Consider the following 17,241-nt stretch of genomic DNA (forward strand, 5'->3'; position numbering starts at 1 on the left):
GAAACCCTCACCCCCGGCCCCTCTCCCAAGGGGAGAGGGGAGTCCTAGCCTATAGCTGGAACTGCGCCACCAGCTGTTCCTGGCTGCCGGCCACCCGGCGCAGGTGCTCGCCGCAGTCGCGGGTGTGCGCGGCGGTCTGGCGGTTCTCGCCGGTCATGTCGCTGAGCAGGTGCATGTGCTGGTTGACCTCCTGGGTGGTGGCCGCCTGCTGCTCGGCCGCCGCGGCGATCTGGAAGGCCAGGGCATGCACGCCCTGCAGTGAATCGTCGAGATGGCCGAGGGAGCCGAGCACTGCCTGGGTCTCGTCTTCCAGGGCGCGGGCCTGCTCGGTGGCGCCCTGCATGCTGCCCTGGGCCTCGCTGGAGGATTCGCCGAGGGCGCCGACTATGGCGACGATTTCCTCGGTGGCATTGCGCGTGCGCAGGGCCAGGTTGCGTACCTCGTCGGCCACCACGGCGAAGCCGCGGCCCTGCTCGCCGGCGCGCGCCGCCTCGATGGCGGCGTTGAGGGCGAGCAGGTTGGTCTGCTCGGCGATGGCGCGGATCACCCCCAGTACCGAGCCGATCTGCTGGCTGTCGCCGGCCAGGGTCTGTACCACCTGGTCGGCCTGGCGCAGGCCGGCGAGCAACTGATCCTGGCGGCCGATCATGCGCTGCAGGGTGTCCTGCATGGCGGCAAAGGCCTGGCGCGCAGCGGCGCTGCCGTCGGCGCTCTGGCTGGCGTTGGCGGCGATCTCCTGCACGGTGGCGGACATCTGGTCGACGGCGCTGACCACCATCTCCAGGGCTTCCTGCTGCTGGTCGAGGCGGCTGCTGGTCTGCCCGGCCGCACCGAGGATGTCACCACTGGCATCGCCCACCGCCTGGCTGGCCTGGCGCAGGCGCTCGACCACGTCACGCCAGGCCCGCGCCATCTCGTGCAGGGCCTGCATCAGCCCGCTGTGGTCGGTGCCGTCGCCGCTCAGGCGTAGCTCGCCAGCGGCCAGGCGCCGGGCCAGGGCGGCCATGTTGCTCGGTTCGCCGCCCAGCGGGCGCATCACGCTGCGGCTGATGCGCCAGGTGGCGAGTGCCACGCCGATCATGGTCAGGGCGGCGAGCAGCAGCACCTGCCACATCAGCTTGCGCACCGGGGCGAAGGCCTGATCCTGATCCATCTCGGCGATCAGGGCCCACTGCAGACCGTCCAGCTGTACCGGGACGAAGGCCTTGAGCACCGGTTGGCCATCCAGCCCGGCTTCGGCCAGGCGGCCCTGCTGGCCGGCCAGGGCCTGCTCGATGGCGCGTCCCGGCAACGCCGTGGCAGTGCTGCTGCCGCGTTGCACCTGGTGGTCGGCGAAACGTACCGAGTCCGAGCGCAAGCGGCCGTCGGCGCCGACCAGGTAGGTCTCGCCGGCCTCGCCCAGGCCCTGGCGAGTCTGCATCACGCTGTTCAGCGCGTTCAGCGGCAGTTCCAGCACCAGCAGCACCTGCAGCTGGTTGTCGCTGATCACCGGGGCGGCCAGCAACTGGCTGGGTTCCTGTTTGCCGTCGCCGGCGATCAGGTCGCTGATCTGCGCCTCGCCGCTGTCCAGTCCGGCGCGTACCAGGCGGCCCAGGGGCGTGTTGCGCCAGGCCGGGTCGCCGAGGTTCTGCTGGTAGTCGGCGCCGCGCTGCAGGCTGAACAGCACCTTGCCGTCACGGTCGACCAGCTTGAGCTCGCGGTAGCCGAAGGTCTTGATGAAGTTCTCAAAGATCGGCCGGTCGTAGTTGGCGGTACTCACCAGGGCGGTGCCGTCGAGGCCGGCGTAGCTGGTGCCGAGGTTGCTGGCCAGGGTGGCGAGCTGGTTGTGCCGCGACTGCCAGTTGTCCTGCAGCTGGCGTTGTTTGATATTCGCTACGGCCTCCAGGGCGTTCAGGGTCTGCTCCCGGAGGGCCTGGCTGGCCTGCAGGTAGACCGTGAAGGCCATCGCCAACACTGGAATTAGACCGATCAGCAGGAAACTGATCGCAAGCTTTAAGCGCAACGGCATGTCCTGCGACTCCGCGGGTAGATGGGTGACAAAAGGTTGGAAGCGTCAAATATTTTGCAAGAAGCGTGCAAAGTAATTAACGAGTGTCAAAAAAAGTGATCACCTGGTCTGCAAAGCCGCCATTCTGGCCGCCTGGGCAACACCCGGCTGCCGCGCTGGCTGCTAGGCTCGCAGGCACAACAAGAACGCGGGGAGCGGGTGGATGAAGATTCTGGTAACAGGGGCGAGCGGTTTCATCGGCGGGCGTTTCGCCCGTTTCGCCCTGGAGCAGGGCCTGTCGGTGCGCATCAACGGCCGCCGTCCGGAGGCGGTGGTACACCTGACCAAACGTGGTGCGGAATTCGTCCAGGGCGACCTGTCCGACACCAATCTGGTGCACCAGCTATGCCGCGACGTGGAGATGGTGGTGCATTGCGCCGGCGCGGTCGGCACCTGGGGCACCCGCGAGCACTTCCACAACGGCAACGTGGTGCTGACCCAGAACGTCATCGAGGGCTGCCTGGGGCAGAAGGTGCGGCGCCTGGTGCACCTGTCCTCGCCGTCGGTGTACTTCGACGGCCAGTCGCATGTCGGCCTCAAGGAAGAGCAGGTGCCGAAGAAGTTCGTCGACTACTACGGCTCGACCAAGTTTCTCGCCGAGCAGAAGGTCTTCGAGGCCCAGGAGTTCGGCCTGGAAGTGATCGCCCTGCGCCCGCGTTTCGTCACCGGCGCCGGCGATACCAGCATCTTCCCGCGGCTGATCGAGATGCAGCGCAAGGGCCGCCTGATGGTGATCGGCAACGGTCTGAACAAGGTCGACTTCACCAGCATGCAGAACCTCAACGACGCCCTGTTCAGCAGCCTGCTGGCGGCCGGGCCGGCGCTGGGCAAGGTGTACAACATCAGCAATGGCGCGCCAGTGCCGCTATGGGACGTGGTCAACTTCGTGCTGCGCCAGTTCGACCTGCCGCCGGTGAGCAAGCACATGCCCTATGGCCTGGCCTATGCGGCGGCGACCCTCAACGAGAGCATCTGCAAGCTGCTGCCCGGGCGCCCCGAGCCGGGTCTGTTCCGCCTCGGCGTGGCAGTGATGGCGCGCGACTTCTCCCTGGATATCAGCCGCGCCCGCCAGTACCTGGACTACGACCCGCAGGTCAGCGTGTGGACGGCGCTGGAAGAGTTCTGTGCCTGGTGGAAGGTGCAGGGGCGCTGAGGCCCATGCTCCTGGCCGGCTAGTCCGGGCGAGGGGCAACCTCCGGCGGCGGTTATCAGCTGGGCCGGGCTTATACCCAGTCAACCCAGCCAGCCGCAGCGGGCGACCTATACTGGCCCTTAAAGCCAGCGAGGAAGTCCGCATGTTCGCCATGATGGAAAACGCCCGGCTCGAAGCCCTGCACCTGGCGCAGGATCCCGCCACCGGCCTCAAGGCCATCATCGCCATCCATAACAGCCGCTTCGGCCCGGCGCTGGGTGGCTGCCGCTACCTGGCCTATCCCGATACCGACAGCGCTGTGCGCGACGCCATCCGCCTGGCCCAGGGCATGAGCTACAAGGCCGCGCTGGCCGGTCTGGAGCAGGGCGGCGGCAAGGCGGTGCTGATCCGCCCGGCGCATGTCGACAACCGCGGCGCGCTGTTCGAGGCCTTCGGCCGCATGATCGAGTCGCTGAACGGCGCCTACATCACCGCAGTGGACAGCGGCACCTCCAGCGCCGACATGGACTGCATCGCCCAGCACACCCGCCACGTCACCAGCACCACAGCCGCCGGCGACCCCTCACCGCACACGGCCATGGGCGTCTATGCCGGCATCCGCGCCACCGCCCTGGCGCGCCTCGGCAGCGACGACCTCGACGGCTTGCGCGTGGCTGTGCAGGGCCTGGGCAATGTCGGCTATGCCCTGGCCGAGCAACTGGCCGCCGCCGGGGTGGAACTGTTCGTCAGCGACCTCGACCCCGGCCGTGTGCAGCTGGCGGTCGAGCAGCTCGGTGCCCAGCCGGTCAGCAGCGAGGCGCTGCTCGGCACCCCCTGCGACATCCTTGCACCCTGCGGCCTGGGTGGCGTGCTCAACGCGCAGACGGTCGGCGAACTGCACTGCGCGGCGGTGGCCGGGGCGGCCAACAACCAGTTGGCCAGCGCCGAAATTGCCGACGAGCTGGAGCAGCGCGGCATCCTCTATGCGCCGGATTACGTGATCAATTCCGGCGGGCTGATCTACGTCGCGCTCAAGCACCGTGAGCAACCCCTCACGGCGATCACTGCGCACCTGGCGAAGATCGGAATGCGCTTGACCGAGATATATGCCCACGCGCAGGCTGACAAACGTTCACCGGCGCGCGTCGCCGATGCGCTGGCCGAACGCCTGCTTTACGGCAGCTAAGCCCTTACCCGGGGCGGTGCTGCCGGCAGACCGAGTGCGAACCTCGCACCCGGTCGACCCAGTCCCGCAGCCACAAGCCGCGGGGTACTTCCATCACACCTACCCGGTGTGTGACAGGAATGCTTGCCATGACCCATAACAAGATCGACCTCCCGTACACCCGCTATCTAGCGCCCGACGGCCGCCTCACCGGCGAGCTCCCAGCCTGGGCCGACGACTTCAACCTGCTGACCCGCCTGTACCGGCAAATGGTGCTGACCCGCCTGTTCGACCTCAAGGCGGTGGCCCTGCAGCGCACCGGGCGCATCGGCACCTACGCCCCCACTCTCGGCCAGGAAGCCATTGGCGTGGCCATCGGCAGCCTGATGAAAGCTGAGGATGTGCTGGTGCCCTACTACCGCGACACCGGCGTGCAGCTGATGCGCGGCGTGCGCATGGAGGAAATCCTCCTCTACTGGGGCGGCGACGAGCGCGGCAGCGTCTACGTCGACCCGGCCGTGCAGCAGGACTTCCCGCTGTGCGTGCCGATCGCCACCCAGTCCCTGCATGCCTGCGGCGTGGCCACGGCGTTCAAGATCCGTGGCGAACACCGTGTTGCGGTGACCACCTGCGGCGACGGCGCCACCAGCAAGGGCGACTTCCTCGAAGCGCTCAACGTGGCCGGCACCTGGCAGCTGCCGGTGGTCTTCGTGATCAACAACAACCAGTGGGCCATCTCCACTCCGCGGCGCATCCAGAGCGGCGCGCCGAGCCTGGCGCAGAAGGCACTAGGCGCCGGCTTCCACGGCGAGCAGGTGGACGGCAACGACATCCTCGCCGTCTACGACCGCATGCAGGTGGCGCTGGAGCGCGCGCGCCAGGGCAAGGGCCCGGTGCTGCTGGAATGCATCAGCTATCGCCTCGGCGACCACACCACCGCCGACGACGCCACCCGCTACCGCAGCGCCGAGGAGGTGAAGAAGGCCTGGGAAGAGGAGCCGATCAAGCGCCTGCAGACCTATCTGGCCAGCCAGGGCGTGTGGGACGAAGGCCGCGAGCAGACCCTGGTCGGCGAATGCCAGGCCCTGGTGCAGCAGGCGGTGGACAACTTCGAGAGCGCCGGCACCCAACCGGTGGAGTCGGTGCTCGACCACGTCTATGCGCAGTGGCCGGCGGCCCTGGCCGAGCAGCGCGAGATGCTGCTGGAGCGGGCGGCGCGCCGCGAGGGAGGTGCTCGCCATGAGTGAAGTGAAGAAGTACGCCCTGCTCGATGCGGTCAACCTGGCTCTGCACCGGGCCATGAGCGAGGACGCCAACGTGGTGGTGCTCGGCGAGGACGTCGGCGTCAACGGCGGGGTGTTCCGCGCTACTGCCGGGCTGCGCGACACCTTCGGCTTCAAGCGGGTGATCGACACGCCGCTGGCCGAGACCATGATCACCGGCCTGTCGGTGGGCATGGCCGCGCAAGGCCTGAAACCGGTGATGGAAATCCAGTTCCTCGGCTTCGTCTTCGCCGCCATGGAGCACCTGGTGACCCACGCCGCCCGCCTGCGCAACCGCACCCGCGGGCGCCTGAGCTGCCCGCTGGTGCTGCGCAGCCCGATGGGCGCCGGCATCCGCGCGCCGGAGCACCACAGCGAAAGCACCGAGGCGCTGTTCGCCCATGTGCCGGGGCTGCGCGTGGTCATCCCGTCCTCGCCGGCGCGCGCCTATGGCCTGCTGCTGGCGGCCATCGATGATCCCGATCCGGTGATCTTCCTCGAGCCGACCCGGCTGTACCGGATGAACCCGCAGCCGCTGGTCGACGATGGCAAGCGCCTGCCGCTGGACAGCTGCTTCACCCTGCGCGAAGGCAGTGACATCACCCTGATCAGCTGGGGCGCCAGCGTGCACGAGACCCTGCAGGCGGCCGACCGCCTGGCTGAGCAGGGGGTGTCCGCCGAGGTGATCGACGTCGCCTGCGTCAAGCCGCTGGATCTCGACACCCTCGAGGCCTCGGTACGCAAGACCGGGCGCTGCGTGATCGTGCACGAGGCGCCGAAGTCCTGCGGGGTTGGCGCGGAGATCGCCGCCAGCCTGTACGAGCGCGCCTTGCTCGACCTGCAGGCGCCGATCCAGCGGGTCGCCGCACCGGATATCCCGCCGCCCCTGTACCGCCTGGAGCAGCTGTATATCCCCGGCGTCGAGGACATCCTCGCGGCCTGCGACAGCACCCTCAACTACGCCTGACATTTCCGTAGGGCGGGCAACGCCCGCGTGTTGAGCCGCGGGTTGCACCCGCCCTACGCAAGCAGAATCGGAGAACAACAATGAAATACTTCAAATTGCCCGACCTGGGCGAAGGCCTGCAGGAAGCCGAGATCGTCGAGTGGCACGTCAAGGCCGGCGACACGGTGAAGACCGACCAGCTGCTGGTGTCGGTGGAAACCGCCAAGGCCATAGTCGATATCCCGGCGCCCTATGACGGGGTGGTGAGCAAGACCTTCGGCGGCGAGGGCGACATCCTGCATGTCGGCGAGCCGCTGCTGGCCTACGAAGGCGAGGAAGACGCCGGCACCGTGGTCGGGCGCCTGGAAGGCGGCCATGCCAAGCAGGAGGACAGCTTCTTCGTCGGTGCCGCGCCATCCACCCGCGAACACCTGGCGCCGCGTGCCACCCCGGCGGTACGCCAGCTGGCGCGCAAGCTCGGTGTCGAACTGGCCGGCCTGAGCGGCAGCGGCGCCGATGGCCTGGTCACCAGCGCCGATGTGGAAGCAGCGGCACAGACCGCGCGTGACAAGTTCGGTGGCGAGCGCCTGCGCGGGGTACGCCGCAGCATGGCGATCAACATGGCCAAGTCCCACGCCGAAGTGGTGCCGGTGACCATCTACGGCGACGCCGACCTGCACCGCTGGGGCAGTGCGCGCGACCCGTTGATCCGCCTGGCCAAGGCCATCGCCCATGCCTGCACGGTGGAGCCGGTGCTCAACAGCTGGTTCGACGGCAAGGGGCCGTCGATCCGCCAGCACGACAAGCTCGACCTGGGGATAGCCGTGGACACCCCGGACGGCCTGTTCGTGCCGGTGCTGCGCAATGTCGGCGAGCGCACTGCGGAAGACCTCAAGGAGGGCATGGCGCGCCTGCGCGCGGACGTGAAGGCGCGCTCGATCCCGCCGCAGGAAATGATGGGTGCGACCATCACCCTGTCCAACTTCGGCACCCTGTTCGGCCGTTATGCCAACCCCATCGTGGTGCCGCCGCAGGTGGCGATCATCGGTGCCGGTGGCATCCGTGACGAGGTGGTGGCCTGGGACGGCAAGCCGGCGGTGCATCCGGTGCTGCCGCTGTCGCTGACCTTCGACCACCGGGCGGCCACCGGTGGCGAGGCGGCGCGCTTCCTCAAGGCACTGGTGGCGGCCCTGGAGGCGCCGCAGGAGTAAACCTTTAAACACCGTCATTACTCGCTGCGCTCGCCCTGTTCGGGCCGCCCTAATGTGCGTTCAGCGCAAGCGCTGTCCCGCGCAGGCGGGAATCCAGAGTGTGACGGCACCTGGGCTCCCGCCTGCGCGGGAGCGACGGTCATGATTGCGCAACAAGTTAGCGCCCGCGGCAGTGATGCCGCGGGCGTTTTTTCACTTGGCTGAAATAGCGCTAGCGCCGTTGGCGAAACACCAGGGCCAGGCCGAGCAGAATCGCCGCCATGCCGGTCAGGCTGAGTAGCGACATGCGGTTGCCGAGGAACAGGTAGTCCATCGCCGCCGTCACCCCCGGTACCAGGTAGAACAGGCTGGTGACGTTGACCAGATTGCCGGCGCGGATCAGCCGGTACAGCAGCAGTTGCGCCACCACCGAGATCACCAGGCCGAGCCACAGCAGCGGGATCAGGAAGTCGACCGACCACTGCACGCTGAACGGCTTGAACGGCAGCAGCAAAGCGCAAGCCGCCAGGCTCACCGCGTACTGCAGCGGCAGGGTCTGCAGCGGTGCCTGCTGCGAGCCTTTCTGCAGGATTGCACCGAGGGTCATACAAGCCAGGGCGAGCAGGGCGAAGCCCATGCCCAGGGTGGAGAAGTGCGCCAGGCCGATGCTCTGCCACACCACCAGCACCAGGCCGAGCAGGGCCATGCCCAGGCCGAGCAGGCGGTTCAGCGGAAAGCGTCTCTCCAGCAACAGTTGGGTGAGGATCGGCTGTACGCCGAGCAGGGTGGCCAGCACGCCGGGGGTGATGCCGTGGTCGAGCGCCAGCAGGTAGCCGATGGAGTAACCGGCGATCAGCAGCAGACCGGTGCCGGCGGTACGCAGGCGCGTGCCCGGTTGTGGCAACCAGGTTCTGCTCCATAGTCCGAACAGCGCCAGGGCGCCGAGCGCCACGCTGAAGCGCAGGATCAGAAAGGCCAGGGCCGAGGAGTGGTCAAGGCCGAGGCGAGCGAAGATCGCGCCGCTGCTCCACAGCAGCACGAACAGCGTGGTCGAGGCGCAGGCGCCCCAGAAGTTCTTGTCGAAACGCATGTGTAAATCCTGTCGAAGGCGAAGCAGGCTTCATCGCCGCATGCAGCGGGCGAGCCCTTGGGCTCAGCGACGAAGCAGGAATAGGCCGGGTGGCCGCTCAGCAGCTGGCTGGCGGCGGAGGCGGCGTGCCGCAGCAGGCGCTGGGCGGGTCGACAGGTGGGGCAACGGAGCACAGGGCCGGGCACGCGTAAGCGCCGAACGAGTCGGTGAGCGTGACGTAGGCGGCGTGGGTGTGGGACATGCGGGTGATCCGTTGGCGCCCTGGGTGGGCCAGGGAAAACTAACGTTTCCTGTCCGACAGGTCAATCCTGGGGCTAGCGTCTGGCATCGCTACCGTGGTGCTGTTACGGGACATGCGGGGCATGCGGCCTGCCGGGCAGGCCGCACTGCTGGCTCAGACTTCGCTGGAGTCGGCGTCCAGCTCGGCGAGGGCGTCGGGCTGGTTCTTGAACGCCTTGGCAAAGGCGTCGCGGTTCTTCGCCATGAAGATGCCGAGCTCCTCGACCTGTTCCTCGCTCAGCGAGGGCACTGCCTTGTGCAGGGCGCCGGACAGCGCTTCGGCCAGTTCCAGCATCTTGTCGTAACGATCGGCTTCGGCCTTATCCATGAACAGGCGCTCCGGATCGCGACTGCTGCGGTACACCACTTCGACGGCCATTCATCACCTCATTCCTGTATCGTCTGAATAGAAATACTGTATTTGTATACAGTAATTGATGCGCTGGATGAGTTGCAAGGGTCACGCCAGTCTAGTGCGGCTGCAGCGCTGTGCAGGTATGAAAAAGGCGCCGCAGGCGCCTTGGTTGTATTCAGGGGCGGATCTCGATCAGCGTGCCGTCTTTCACCAGGCTCCAGATCTCGCGCATGTCGGCGTTCTTCATGGCGATGCAGCCTTCGGTCCAGTCCAGGGTGCTGAAGTACCACTCGGGGTATTCGTCATCCAGCGGGGTGCCGTGGATCATGATCATGCCGCCTGGCGGCACGCCCTTCTTGCGTGCAGTGGCAGCATCGCGGGCATTGGGGTAGGAGATGTGCATGGCCAGGTTGTAGCGGTCGCTGACCTTGCGCCAGTCGATCCAGTAGAAGCCTTCCGGGGTGCGGCTGTCGCCTTCGCGCAGCTTGGCGCCCTTGGGCTCCTTGCCGAGCGAGACGCGGTAGGTCTTGAGCACTTCGCCGCGGCCCATCAGGTGCAGTTTGCGTTCGGACTTGATCACCAACACCTTGTCCACCGCCTTGCCGCTGGAGATCGGCGCAGTGGAGGCAGGGGCGAGACTGGCGAGGGACAGGCAAAAAACGGCGAACAACCAGCGCATTACGAAATTCCGCACTTATTTTCCGGGGCCCGAGGTATCGGGTGGTGATGGGGCGAGAGTCTGCCAATGCCGCTGCCGATGTTCAATCGCCGGGGGATTGTCGGTAGTGTCCAGTGGCTATTATCGGTCGCCACTGCCGTCTGCCGGGCGGGCATGCTTTCATAGGCGCCTCTTGTATCAGGATGATCTCGATGATGTCGCCCCAGCACCTGCGTGAGCTGCTTCTGGCCGAGGCCGAAGCCCCCCATCTGAGCGCCGCCAGTGCCCTGGTACGGGTGGCCGAACGGCTGTACGTGGTGGCCGACGACATGCTGCACCTCGGCCTGTTCACCCTGGCCGATGGCCAGCCCGGCCAGTTGCTGCGGCTGTTCGCCGGCGAGCTGCCGGACGAGCAGACGGCCCGCAAGGCGCATAAGCCCGACCTGGAGGCGCTGGCCCTGCTGCCGGCCATGCCGGGCCTGCCTGACGGGGCGCTGCTGGGGTTGGGTTCGGGTTCCAAGGCCAATCGCCAGACGGCCGTGCTGCTGGCTCTGGGGGGGAGCGGGGCGATCGCCGGCGAGCCGCGTCTATTCGACCTGGAGCCGCTGTACCGGCCGCTGCGCCAGCACTTTGCCGATCTGAATATCGAGGGCGCCTTTCTGCTGGGCGAGGAGTTCGTGCTGTTGCAGCGTGGCAACCAGGGTTCGACCGCGAACGCCGCGGTGCGCTACTGCTGGCGGCAGTGGCAGGCCTGGCTGCAGGGCGAGCCGGCGCCGGCGCCGCGGGCCATCGAGGAGCTCGAACTGGGCCAGCTGGGTGGTGTGGCCCTGGGCCTGACCGATGGCACGCCGCTGGCGGATGGGCGCTGGCTGTTCAGTGCGGCGGCCGAGGACACCCTGGATAGCTACAGCGATGGCGCCTGCCTGGGCAGCGTGATCGGCCTGGTGGAAGGCGACGGGCAGGTGCGGCGCCTGGCCGAGCTGAACGGTCGCTGGAAGGTCGAGGGCATTGCCCTGGCGGCGGATGGTCGCCTGCTGCTGGTCACCGACGGCGACGACCCCCAGCGCGCCGCCTGTTTGCTGGCCCTGCCGCTGCCCGGCCTGGAACTACCGGTCTAGCGCGACAGGCGCACGGCCAGCTCGTCGGCGGCCTCAGCCCAGTCCGAGTCGTCGTTCAGGGCTTGCTTGAGAAAGCTGGCCTGGGCCTGGTTCCAGAATGGCGCCTCGGCCAGGGCCAGGCCATCGGACAGGCGGTGGCTGCCGATAAAAGCATCGATGTCGGCTTTTTCCGCCGGCAGGCCGAGCTGCTTGAACAGGCCGCCGAGGTTGTGTGCGCTGGTATCCATGTCCCCTCCTGTACCGGTCGATGAGCTGTCGCAAGGACTATAGCTCCTTGCCCGTCAGCGCGGACGCAGAGGCGCCAGGCCCTCGTTGCGGATCGGGTAGACCTGCTCGCGGCGGTCGGCGAAGTAGCAGCGCAAGGTGCGCCCGACGGTGGGGAAGGCCAGTTCGTCCCAGGGGATCTCGTGTTCATGGAACAACTGCACCTCCAGGCTCTCCTCGCCGGCGGCGAATCCCAGGTCGACCAGCTCGGCGCGGAAGAACACATACAGCTGGCTGATGTGCGGCAGGTCGAACAGGGTGTATAGCGCCAGGTTGCGCACGCGGGCGCAGGCTTCCTCATCGGTTTCGCGGGCGGCGGCCTCGGCCAGGGTCTCGCCGTTCTCCATGAAACCGGCCGGCAGCGTCCAGTAGCCACGCCGTGGCTCGATGGCGCGGCGGCACAGCAGCACCTGTTCGCCCCATACCGGCAGGCAGCCGGCGACGATGCGCGGGTTCTGGTAGTGAATGGTCTGGCACTGCGGGCAGACGTAGCGCGGGCGGTTGTCGCCCGCGGGGATGCGCTGCTCGACCGGGCCGCCACAGGCACTGCAGAATTTCATGTCCATTCCTCCAGAAGTTCGCCCATCTTGGCGCCGCCCGTCAGTGCCGGCAAGCCATGGCCAGCTGTCGCATCTGGCAAGCCATCCCGTCGGTGCGGGGCTTGGGCGCCTGCCGGCTTTCATGCCATGATGCCGGGAAGAAAAAGAGACCGAGAACGACCCATGCTCGACGAGCTGCTGCAACGCGTGCGCAGCCATAGTCCACGCATTCTGCCCGGCGACGGGCGCCAGCCGGAAGCCGCCGTGCTGGTGCCGCTGACTCGCAGCGACGACCCGGAACTGGTGCTGACCCTGCGTGCCAGCGACCTGTCCACCCATGGTGGCGAAGTGGCCTTCCCCGGCGGTCGGCGCGATGCCACCGATCCCGACCTGGCCTTCACCGCCCTGCGCGAAGCGGAGGAGGAAGTGGGCCTGCCGCCCGGCCTGGTGGAAATCGTCGGCCCGCTCAGCCCGCTGGTGTCGCGCTTCGGTATCCGTGTCACGCCCTATGTCGGGGTGGTGCCGGACTATGTCGAGTACCGGCCCAACGATGACGAGATCGCTGCGGTGTTTTCCGTGCCGCTGCGCTTCTTCTGCGAGGATCCGCGCGAGGTCACCCATCGCATCGATTACCAGGGGCACAGCTGGTATGTGCCCTGCTACCACTACAACGGCTACAAGATCTGGGGGCTGACGGCGGTGATGATCGTCGAGCTGGTCAACCTGGTCTTCGATGCCGGCATTGATCTGCAGCAGCCGCCCAAGCCGTCGGTGCGGATCATCAACGTCTGAGTCTGAGGAAACGCGATGAAGTACCGTCTGGGCACTGCCCGTGTCGAGGCCCATGCCGACAGCTGGATCGCGCCGAATGCCGCGGTGATCGGCAAGGTGCGCCTGGAGCAGGGCGCCAGCGTCTGGTTTGGCGCCGTACTGCGCGGCGACAATGAGCTGATCCAGATCGGCGAGAACAGCAACGTGCAGGACGGCACGGTGATGCACACCGACATGGGCTTCCCGCTGACCCTCGGCAAGGGCGTCACCGTCGGTCACAACGTGATGATGCATGGTTGCACGGTGGGCGATTACAGCCTGATCGGCATCAATGCAGTGATTCTCAACGGCGCCAGGATCGGCAAGTACTGCATCATCGGCGCCAACAGCCTGATCCCCGAAGGCAAGGAAATTCCCGACGGCAGCCTGGTGATGGGCAGCCCGGGCAAGGTGGTGCGCGAACTCACCGAGCAGCAGAAGAAGATGCTCGAAGGCAGCGCGGCCCACTACGTACACAACGCCCAGCGCTATGCCCGCGAGCTGGTCGAGGACGTCGACTGATGGACGTCGAACGCCCGGTCAAGTCGCCCTGCGTGAGCATTTGCGCGCTGGACGACCAGGATATCTGCATTGGCTGCCAGCGCACGGCGGACGAGATTACCCGCTGGGGCCGCATGGACAACGCCGAGCGCCGCCTGGTGCTCGAACGCTGTGCCGAGCGTACCCGCGCCGCCGGGCAGTTCCTGCAGCAGCCCGCCCGCCCCTGAACTCCCTTTCTCCCTTTTCCGAGGACATCCGCATGCCCCGTATCGGTACCCCCTTGTCGCCCACTGCGACCCGCGTTCTGCTCTGTGGCTCCGGCGAGCTGGGCAAGGAAGTGGTGATCGAGCTGCAGCGCCTGGGTTGCGAAGTGATCGCCGTCGACCGCTACGCCAATGCCCCGGCCATGCAGGTGGCCCATCGCAGCCACGTGATCAGTATGCTCGACGGCGCCGCCCTGCGTGCGGTGATCGAGGCGGAGAAGCCGCACTACATCGTGCCGGAGATCGAGGCCATCGCCACCGATACCCTGGTCGAGCTGGAAGCCGAAGGCTACACGGTGATCCCCAGCGCGCGTGCGGCCAAGCTGACCATGAACCGCGAGGGTATCCGCCGCCTGGCTGCCGAAGAACTGGGCCTGCCGACTTCGCCGTACCGCTTCGCCGACTCCTTCGAGGAGTGCTGGGCGGCGGTGCAGGCGCTGGGCTTCCCGTGCCTGATCAAGCCGATCATGAGCTCCTCGGGCAAGGGCCAGTCGGTGCTGAAAAGCATGGCCGACCTGCAGACCGCCTGGGATTACGCCCAGGCTGGCGGGCGTGCCGGCAAGGGCCGGGTGATCGTGGAAGGCTTTATCGACTTCGACTACGAGATCGCCCTGCTCACCGTGCGCCATGCCGGTGGCACCACCTTCTGTGCGCCGGTCGGTCATCGCCAGGTCAAGGGCGACTACCAGGAGTCCTGGCAGCCGCAGCCGATGAGCGACAAGGCGCGCGCCGAGGCCGAGCGCATCGCCCTGGCGGTGACCGGCTCCCTGGGCGGGCGCGGCCTGTTCGGCGTGGAGCTGTTCATCAAGGGCGACCAGGTGTGGTTCTGCGAGATTTCCCCACGCCCGCATGACACCGGCCTGGTCACCCTGATTTCCCAAGATCTGTCCGAGTTCGCCCTGCATGCACGAGCCATTCTCGGCCTGCCGATCCCGGCGATCCGCCAGCTCGGCCCGGCCGCCTCGGCGGTGATCCTGGTCGAAGGCGAGTCGCAGCAGGTCAGCTTCAGCAATCTCGATGCCGCTCTGGCCGAGCCGGATACCGCCCTGCGCCTGTTCGGCAAGCCGGAGGTCAGCGGCCAGCGGCGCATGGGCGTGGCCCTGGCGCGTGACGAAAGCATCGAAGCGGCCCGGGCCAAGGCGACTCGCGCGGCCCAGGCGGTGACCGTCGAGCTGTGATCACCCTGCGCGCCCTGGGCTGGTGGGGACTGACCCTGGCCCTGCTGCCGCTGGCCCTGCCGCAGGCGCTGTGGGTGCGGCGCACGGCGCTACGCTTGCCGCCGGCCGGCGGCGATATTCATGGCCTGGCTGGCGGCGAGTTCGCCGGTACGCCGCTGCGCCTGCTGGTGCTGGGCGAGTCCACCGTGGCCGGGGTTGGCGTCGAGTTGCTGGAAGCGGCGCTGGCCGGCCAGCTGGCCCAGGCCCTGTCGCAGCGCCTGCAGCGCCCGGTGGCCTGGCGTGCTCATGGCGAGAACGGCATCACCGCCGGCGAGGCCTGCGAGCGCCTGCTGCCGGCGGCCTTGGCCGAGCCGGCCGATCTGGCCCTGCTGGTGTTCGGTGTCAACGACACCACCCATCTGAGTTCGCTGGGGGGCTGGGCTCGGGCCGTGGCCGAACTGGCCAGGGCATTGGGCGGGCAGGGTGCGCGGGTGGTGTGCAGCGGGGTGCCGCCGATCCAGCACTTCAGCGCCTTGCCCTGGCTGCTGCGCAAGCTGCTGGGGCTGCGCGCCGGGCTGATGGATGCGCGGCTGCGCCAGGTCTGCGCCGGTGTCGGTGCCGATTATCAGGCGCTGGAGCTGGAGTTTGCCGCCGAGTACCTGGCCGCCGATGGCTACCATCCTTCGGCGCTGGGTTACCGGGTGTGGGCCGAGGGGTTGGCCGAGCGCCTGGCCAGCCAGATGGCGCTCAGCGTGGCCGTCTGAACGGCGCCTGCCAGGCGCGCACGCTCTTCACCCGGCTCTCGCTGGACTCGAGGATTTCCAGGCGGTAGGGGCCGATGCGCAGGCACACCGGGCTGTCGGGGATGGTTTCCAGGGCTTCGGTGATCAACCCGTTGAGGGTCTTCGGGCCTTCGCTGGGCAGGCGCCAGCCCAGACTCTTGTTGATCTCGCGGATGTTCGCCGCGCCATCGATGATCTGCGTGCCGTCGGCCTGTGGATGGATATCCGGATTGGCTTCGCCGTCTTCGTGGCTGAAGTCGCCGACCACCTCGTCGAGCAGATCCTCCAGGGTGACGATGCCCTGCACGTCGCCGTATTCGTCGACCACCAGGCCGAGGCGGCGCTTCTCCTTCTGGAAGTTCACCAGTTGGGTGGCCAGTGGCGTGCCTTCGGGAATGAAGTAGGGCGGCTGGCAGCATTCCAGCAGGGTCGCGTGGCTCAGCCGGTTCTGCGTCAGCAGGCTGGCCAGGCGGCGCATGTGGACGATGCCTTCGATCTGGTTGATGTCGCCGCGGAATACCGGCAGGCGGGTGTGGCCGACGCCGCGCAGCAGTTCGACGATCTGCTCCAGTGGGTCGTCGAGGTCGATGCCGGTGACCTCGCTGCGCGGGATCATGATGTCATCGACCGTCACCTTCTCCAGTTCGAGCAGCGCCAGCAGGGCCTGCTGGCGTTGCTGGCGGGCATCCTGGCCGCTGTCGCTGCGCGGCTTCTGCCGTCGTTCATGGAGCGGCGCACCGAGGGCGCGGGCGGCGCGGCTGGTGCGCCGCAGCGGCAGGCGCCGGCCCAGCAGCAGCGCCAGGCCCGCGGCCGAGAGGGTCAGGGTGGCGAGCCAGTAAGCGCAGGAGGGCAGGTTCACGGCGCTAGATATGCAGGATGAATTCGCGAACCAGCTTGCTGCCGAAGTAGGCCAGCATCAGCAGGAGGAAACCGGCCAGGGTCCAGCGAATCGCCTTGTGCCCGCGCCAGCCGAGCTGGTGGCGGCCCCACAGCAGGACGCCGAACACCAGCCAGGCCAGGCAGGAGAGCAGGGTCTTGTGCGCCAGGTGCTGGGCCAGCAGATTGTCGACGAACAGCCAGCCGGAAATCAGCGACAGGGTGAGCAGCAGCCAGCCGGCCCAGAGGAAGCCGAACAGCAGGCTTTCCATGGTCTGCAGCGGTGGGAAGTTGCGGATCAGCCCGGACGGGTGCTTGTGCTTGATCTGGTGATCCTGCAGCGACAGCAGCAGGGACTGGAACATGGCGATGGTCAGCACGCCGTAGGCCAGGATCGACAGCAGAATGTGGGCGAGGATGCCGGGCTTCTCGTTGATCGGCTGCAGCGTGCCGGCGGGCAGGAACTGCGCCAGTAGCACAGTCAGGCAGCCCAGCGGCATCAGTACCAGCAGCAGGTTCTCCACCGGGATGCGTGCGCAGGCCAGCAGGGTGATGGCGATCACCGCGTAGGCGATCAGGCTGGCGGCATTGAAGAAGTCGAGGCTCAGGCCGGCCGTGGCGTGCAGCTGCATGAACAGGCTGGCGCCGTGGAAGAACAGGGCGATCAGCACCAGCAGCGCCAGCAGGGGCTTGTGGGGGCGTTGTTGGTTGGCCAGACGCAGGCCTTGGTAAGTAGTGGCACCGGCATACAGAGCGGCGGCGACCAGGCTGGGCAGCAGAGGGTGCATAAGTCCTTGTAACGCAGGG

At 67.5% G+C, this 17,241-nt stretch carries 18 protein-coding genes and 1 pseudogene; 11 read left to right on the plus strand and 8 right to left on the minus strand.

Annotated elements, in window-relative coordinates:
- Positions 1–49 precede the first annotated feature (49 nt).
- Entirely contained in the window at positions 50–2,008 is a 1,959-nt protein-coding gene (locus A9179_RS05155; RefSeq protein ID WP_187804767.1) for a methyl-accepting chemotaxis protein, read from the minus strand.
- 202 nt (positions 2,009–2,210) lie between these two features.
- Here A9179_RS05155 and A9179_RS05160 point away from each other — a divergent pair, with 202 nt between their 5' ends.
- From A9179_RS05160 to A9179_RS05180, 5 genes are all read left to right on the plus strand, one after another.
- Positions 2,211–3,200 carry an NAD-dependent epimerase/dehydratase family protein gene (locus A9179_RS05160; protein ID WP_187804768.1) on the plus strand — a complete coding sequence of 330 codons (990 nt, stop codon included), beginning with the start codon at positions 2,211–2,213 and terminating at the stop codon, positions 3,198–3,200.
- Between the two features lie 142 nt (positions 3,201–3,342).
- Complete coding sequence (locus A9179_RS05165) at positions 3,343–4,365, plus strand: Glu/Leu/Phe/Val dehydrogenase family protein (RefSeq protein ID WP_187804769.1); 1,023 nt, start codon at positions 3,343–3,345, stop codon at positions 4,363–4,365.
- Between the two features lie 128 nt (positions 4,366–4,493).
- Positions 4,494–5,591: a pyruvate dehydrogenase (acetyl-transferring) E1 component subunit alpha gene (pdhA, locus tag A9179_RS05170; RefSeq protein WP_187804770.1), complete on the plus strand. Its 1,098-nt coding sequence runs from the start codon at positions 4,494–4,496 to the stop codon at positions 5,589–5,591.
- The gene (locus tag A9179_RS05175; RefSeq protein ID WP_187804771.1) at positions 5,584–6,573 is read left to right on the plus strand and encodes an alpha-ketoacid dehydrogenase subunit beta; all 990 of its coding nucleotides are present in this window, start codon (positions 5,584–5,586) and stop codon (positions 6,571–6,573) included. Before pdhA ends, A9179_RS05175 begins: the two co-directional genes overlap by 8 nt.
- A gap of 80 nt (positions 6,574–6,653) precedes the next feature.
- Complete coding sequence (locus A9179_RS05180) at positions 6,654–7,763, plus strand: dihydrolipoamide acetyltransferase family protein (protein ID WP_187804772.1); 1,110 nt, start codon at positions 6,654–6,656, stop codon at positions 7,761–7,763.
- 211 nt (positions 7,764–7,974) lie between these two features.
- Here the strand turns inward: A9179_RS05180 and A9179_RS05185 are convergent, their stop codons facing one another.
- The 3 genes from A9179_RS05185 to A9179_RS05195 form a co-directional block, all read right to left on the minus strand.
- On the minus strand, positions 7,975–8,832 hold the full coding sequence (locus A9179_RS05185) for a DMT family transporter (protein ID WP_187804773.1): 858 nt from the start codon (positions 8,830–8,832) through the stop codon (positions 7,975–7,977).
- A 394-nt stretch (positions 8,833–9,226) separates the two neighbouring features.
- Positions 9,227–9,490: a YebG family protein gene (locus A9179_RS05190; RefSeq protein ID WP_187804774.1), complete on the minus strand. Its 264-nt coding sequence runs from the start codon at positions 9,488–9,490 to the stop codon at positions 9,227–9,229.
- 151 nt (positions 9,491–9,641) lie between these two features.
- On the minus strand, positions 9,642–10,145 hold the full coding sequence (locus A9179_RS05195) for a L,D-transpeptidase family protein (RefSeq protein ID WP_187804775.1): 504 nt from the start codon (positions 10,143–10,145) through the stop codon (positions 9,642–9,644).
- 191 nt (positions 10,146–10,336) lie between these two features.
- On the opposite strand from A9179_RS05195, the gene A9179_RS05200 reads away from it, so the two are divergent.
- Positions 10,337–11,242 carry a DUF6929 family protein gene (locus tag A9179_RS05200; protein WP_187804776.1) on the plus strand — a complete coding sequence of 302 codons (906 nt, stop codon included), beginning with the start codon at positions 10,337–10,339 and terminating at the stop codon, positions 11,240–11,242.
- On the opposite strand, the gene A9179_RS05205 is transcribed toward A9179_RS05200, so the two are convergent.
- Complete coding sequence (locus tag A9179_RS05205; protein WP_187804777.1) at positions 11,239–11,469, minus strand: DUF2789 domain-containing protein; 231 nt, start codon at positions 11,467–11,469, stop codon at positions 11,239–11,241. The genes A9179_RS05200 and A9179_RS05205 overlap by 4 nt on opposite strands.
- Before the next feature lie 54 nt (positions 11,470–11,523).
- Positions 11,524–12,066 carry an NUDIX hydrolase gene (locus tag A9179_RS05210; RefSeq protein WP_187804778.1) on the minus strand — a complete coding sequence of 181 codons (543 nt, stop codon included), beginning with the start codon at positions 12,064–12,066 and terminating at the stop codon, positions 11,524–11,526.
- Positions 12,067–12,228: 162 nt separating this feature from the next.
- On the opposite strand from A9179_RS05210, the gene A9179_RS05215 reads away from it, so the two are divergent.
- Genes A9179_RS05215 through A9179_RS05235 form a run of 5 tightly spaced genes read left to right on the plus strand, consistent with a single transcriptional unit; the run spans position 12,229 to position 15,540 of the window.
- A complete protein-coding gene (locus tag A9179_RS05215) occupies positions 12,229–12,837 on the plus strand; it encodes a CoA pyrophosphatase (RefSeq protein ID WP_187804779.1) in 609 nt (202 codons plus the stop codon).
- A gap of 15 nt (positions 12,838–12,852) precedes the next feature.
- Positions 12,853–13,377: a gamma carbonic anhydrase family protein gene (locus A9179_RS05220; protein WP_187804780.1), complete on the plus strand. Its 525-nt coding sequence runs from the start codon at positions 12,853–12,855 to the stop codon at positions 13,375–13,377.
- Positions 13,374–13,583, plus strand: a complete 210-nt coding sequence (locus A9179_RS05225) for a DUF1289 domain-containing protein (protein ID WP_187808508.1) — start codon at positions 13,374–13,376, stop codon at positions 13,581–13,583. Before A9179_RS05220 ends, A9179_RS05225 begins: the two co-directional genes overlap by 4 nt.
- Positions 13,584–13,615: 32 nt before the next feature.
- A complete protein-coding gene (gene purT, locus A9179_RS05230) occupies positions 13,616–14,797 on the plus strand; it encodes a formate-dependent phosphoribosylglycinamide formyltransferase (RefSeq protein ID WP_187804781.1) in 1,182 nt (393 codons plus the stop codon).
- Positions 14,794–15,540, plus strand: a complete 747-nt coding sequence (locus A9179_RS05235; RefSeq protein ID WP_394354704.1) for an SGNH/GDSL hydrolase family protein — start codon at positions 14,794–14,796, stop codon at positions 15,538–15,540. Before purT ends, A9179_RS05235 begins: the two co-directional genes overlap by 4 nt.
- Here the strand turns inward: A9179_RS05235 and A9179_RS05240 are convergent.
- Together A9179_RS05240 and A9179_RS05245 are read right to left on the minus strand one after the other, a co-directional pair.
- A pseudogene (locus tag A9179_RS05240) lies at positions 15,524–16,231 on the minus strand (transporter associated domain-containing protein); the annotation flags it as partial. The gene A9179_RS05235 and the pseudogene A9179_RS05240 sit on opposite strands and share 17 nt — an antisense overlap.
- A 190-nt stretch (positions 16,232–16,421) precedes the next feature.
- Positions 16,422–17,222 (minus strand): cytochrome C assembly family protein, encoded by an 801-nt coding sequence (locus tag A9179_RS05245; RefSeq protein WP_187804782.1) that lies wholly within the window; start codon positions 17,220–17,222, stop codon positions 16,422–16,424.
- Positions 17,223–17,241 lie beyond the last annotated feature (19 nt).

This window comes from Pseudomonas alcaligenes, from assembly GCF_014490745.1.
Classification (GTDB): Bacteria; Pseudomonadota; Gammaproteobacteria; order Pseudomonadales; family Pseudomonadaceae; genus Aquipseudomonas; species Aquipseudomonas alcaligenes_C.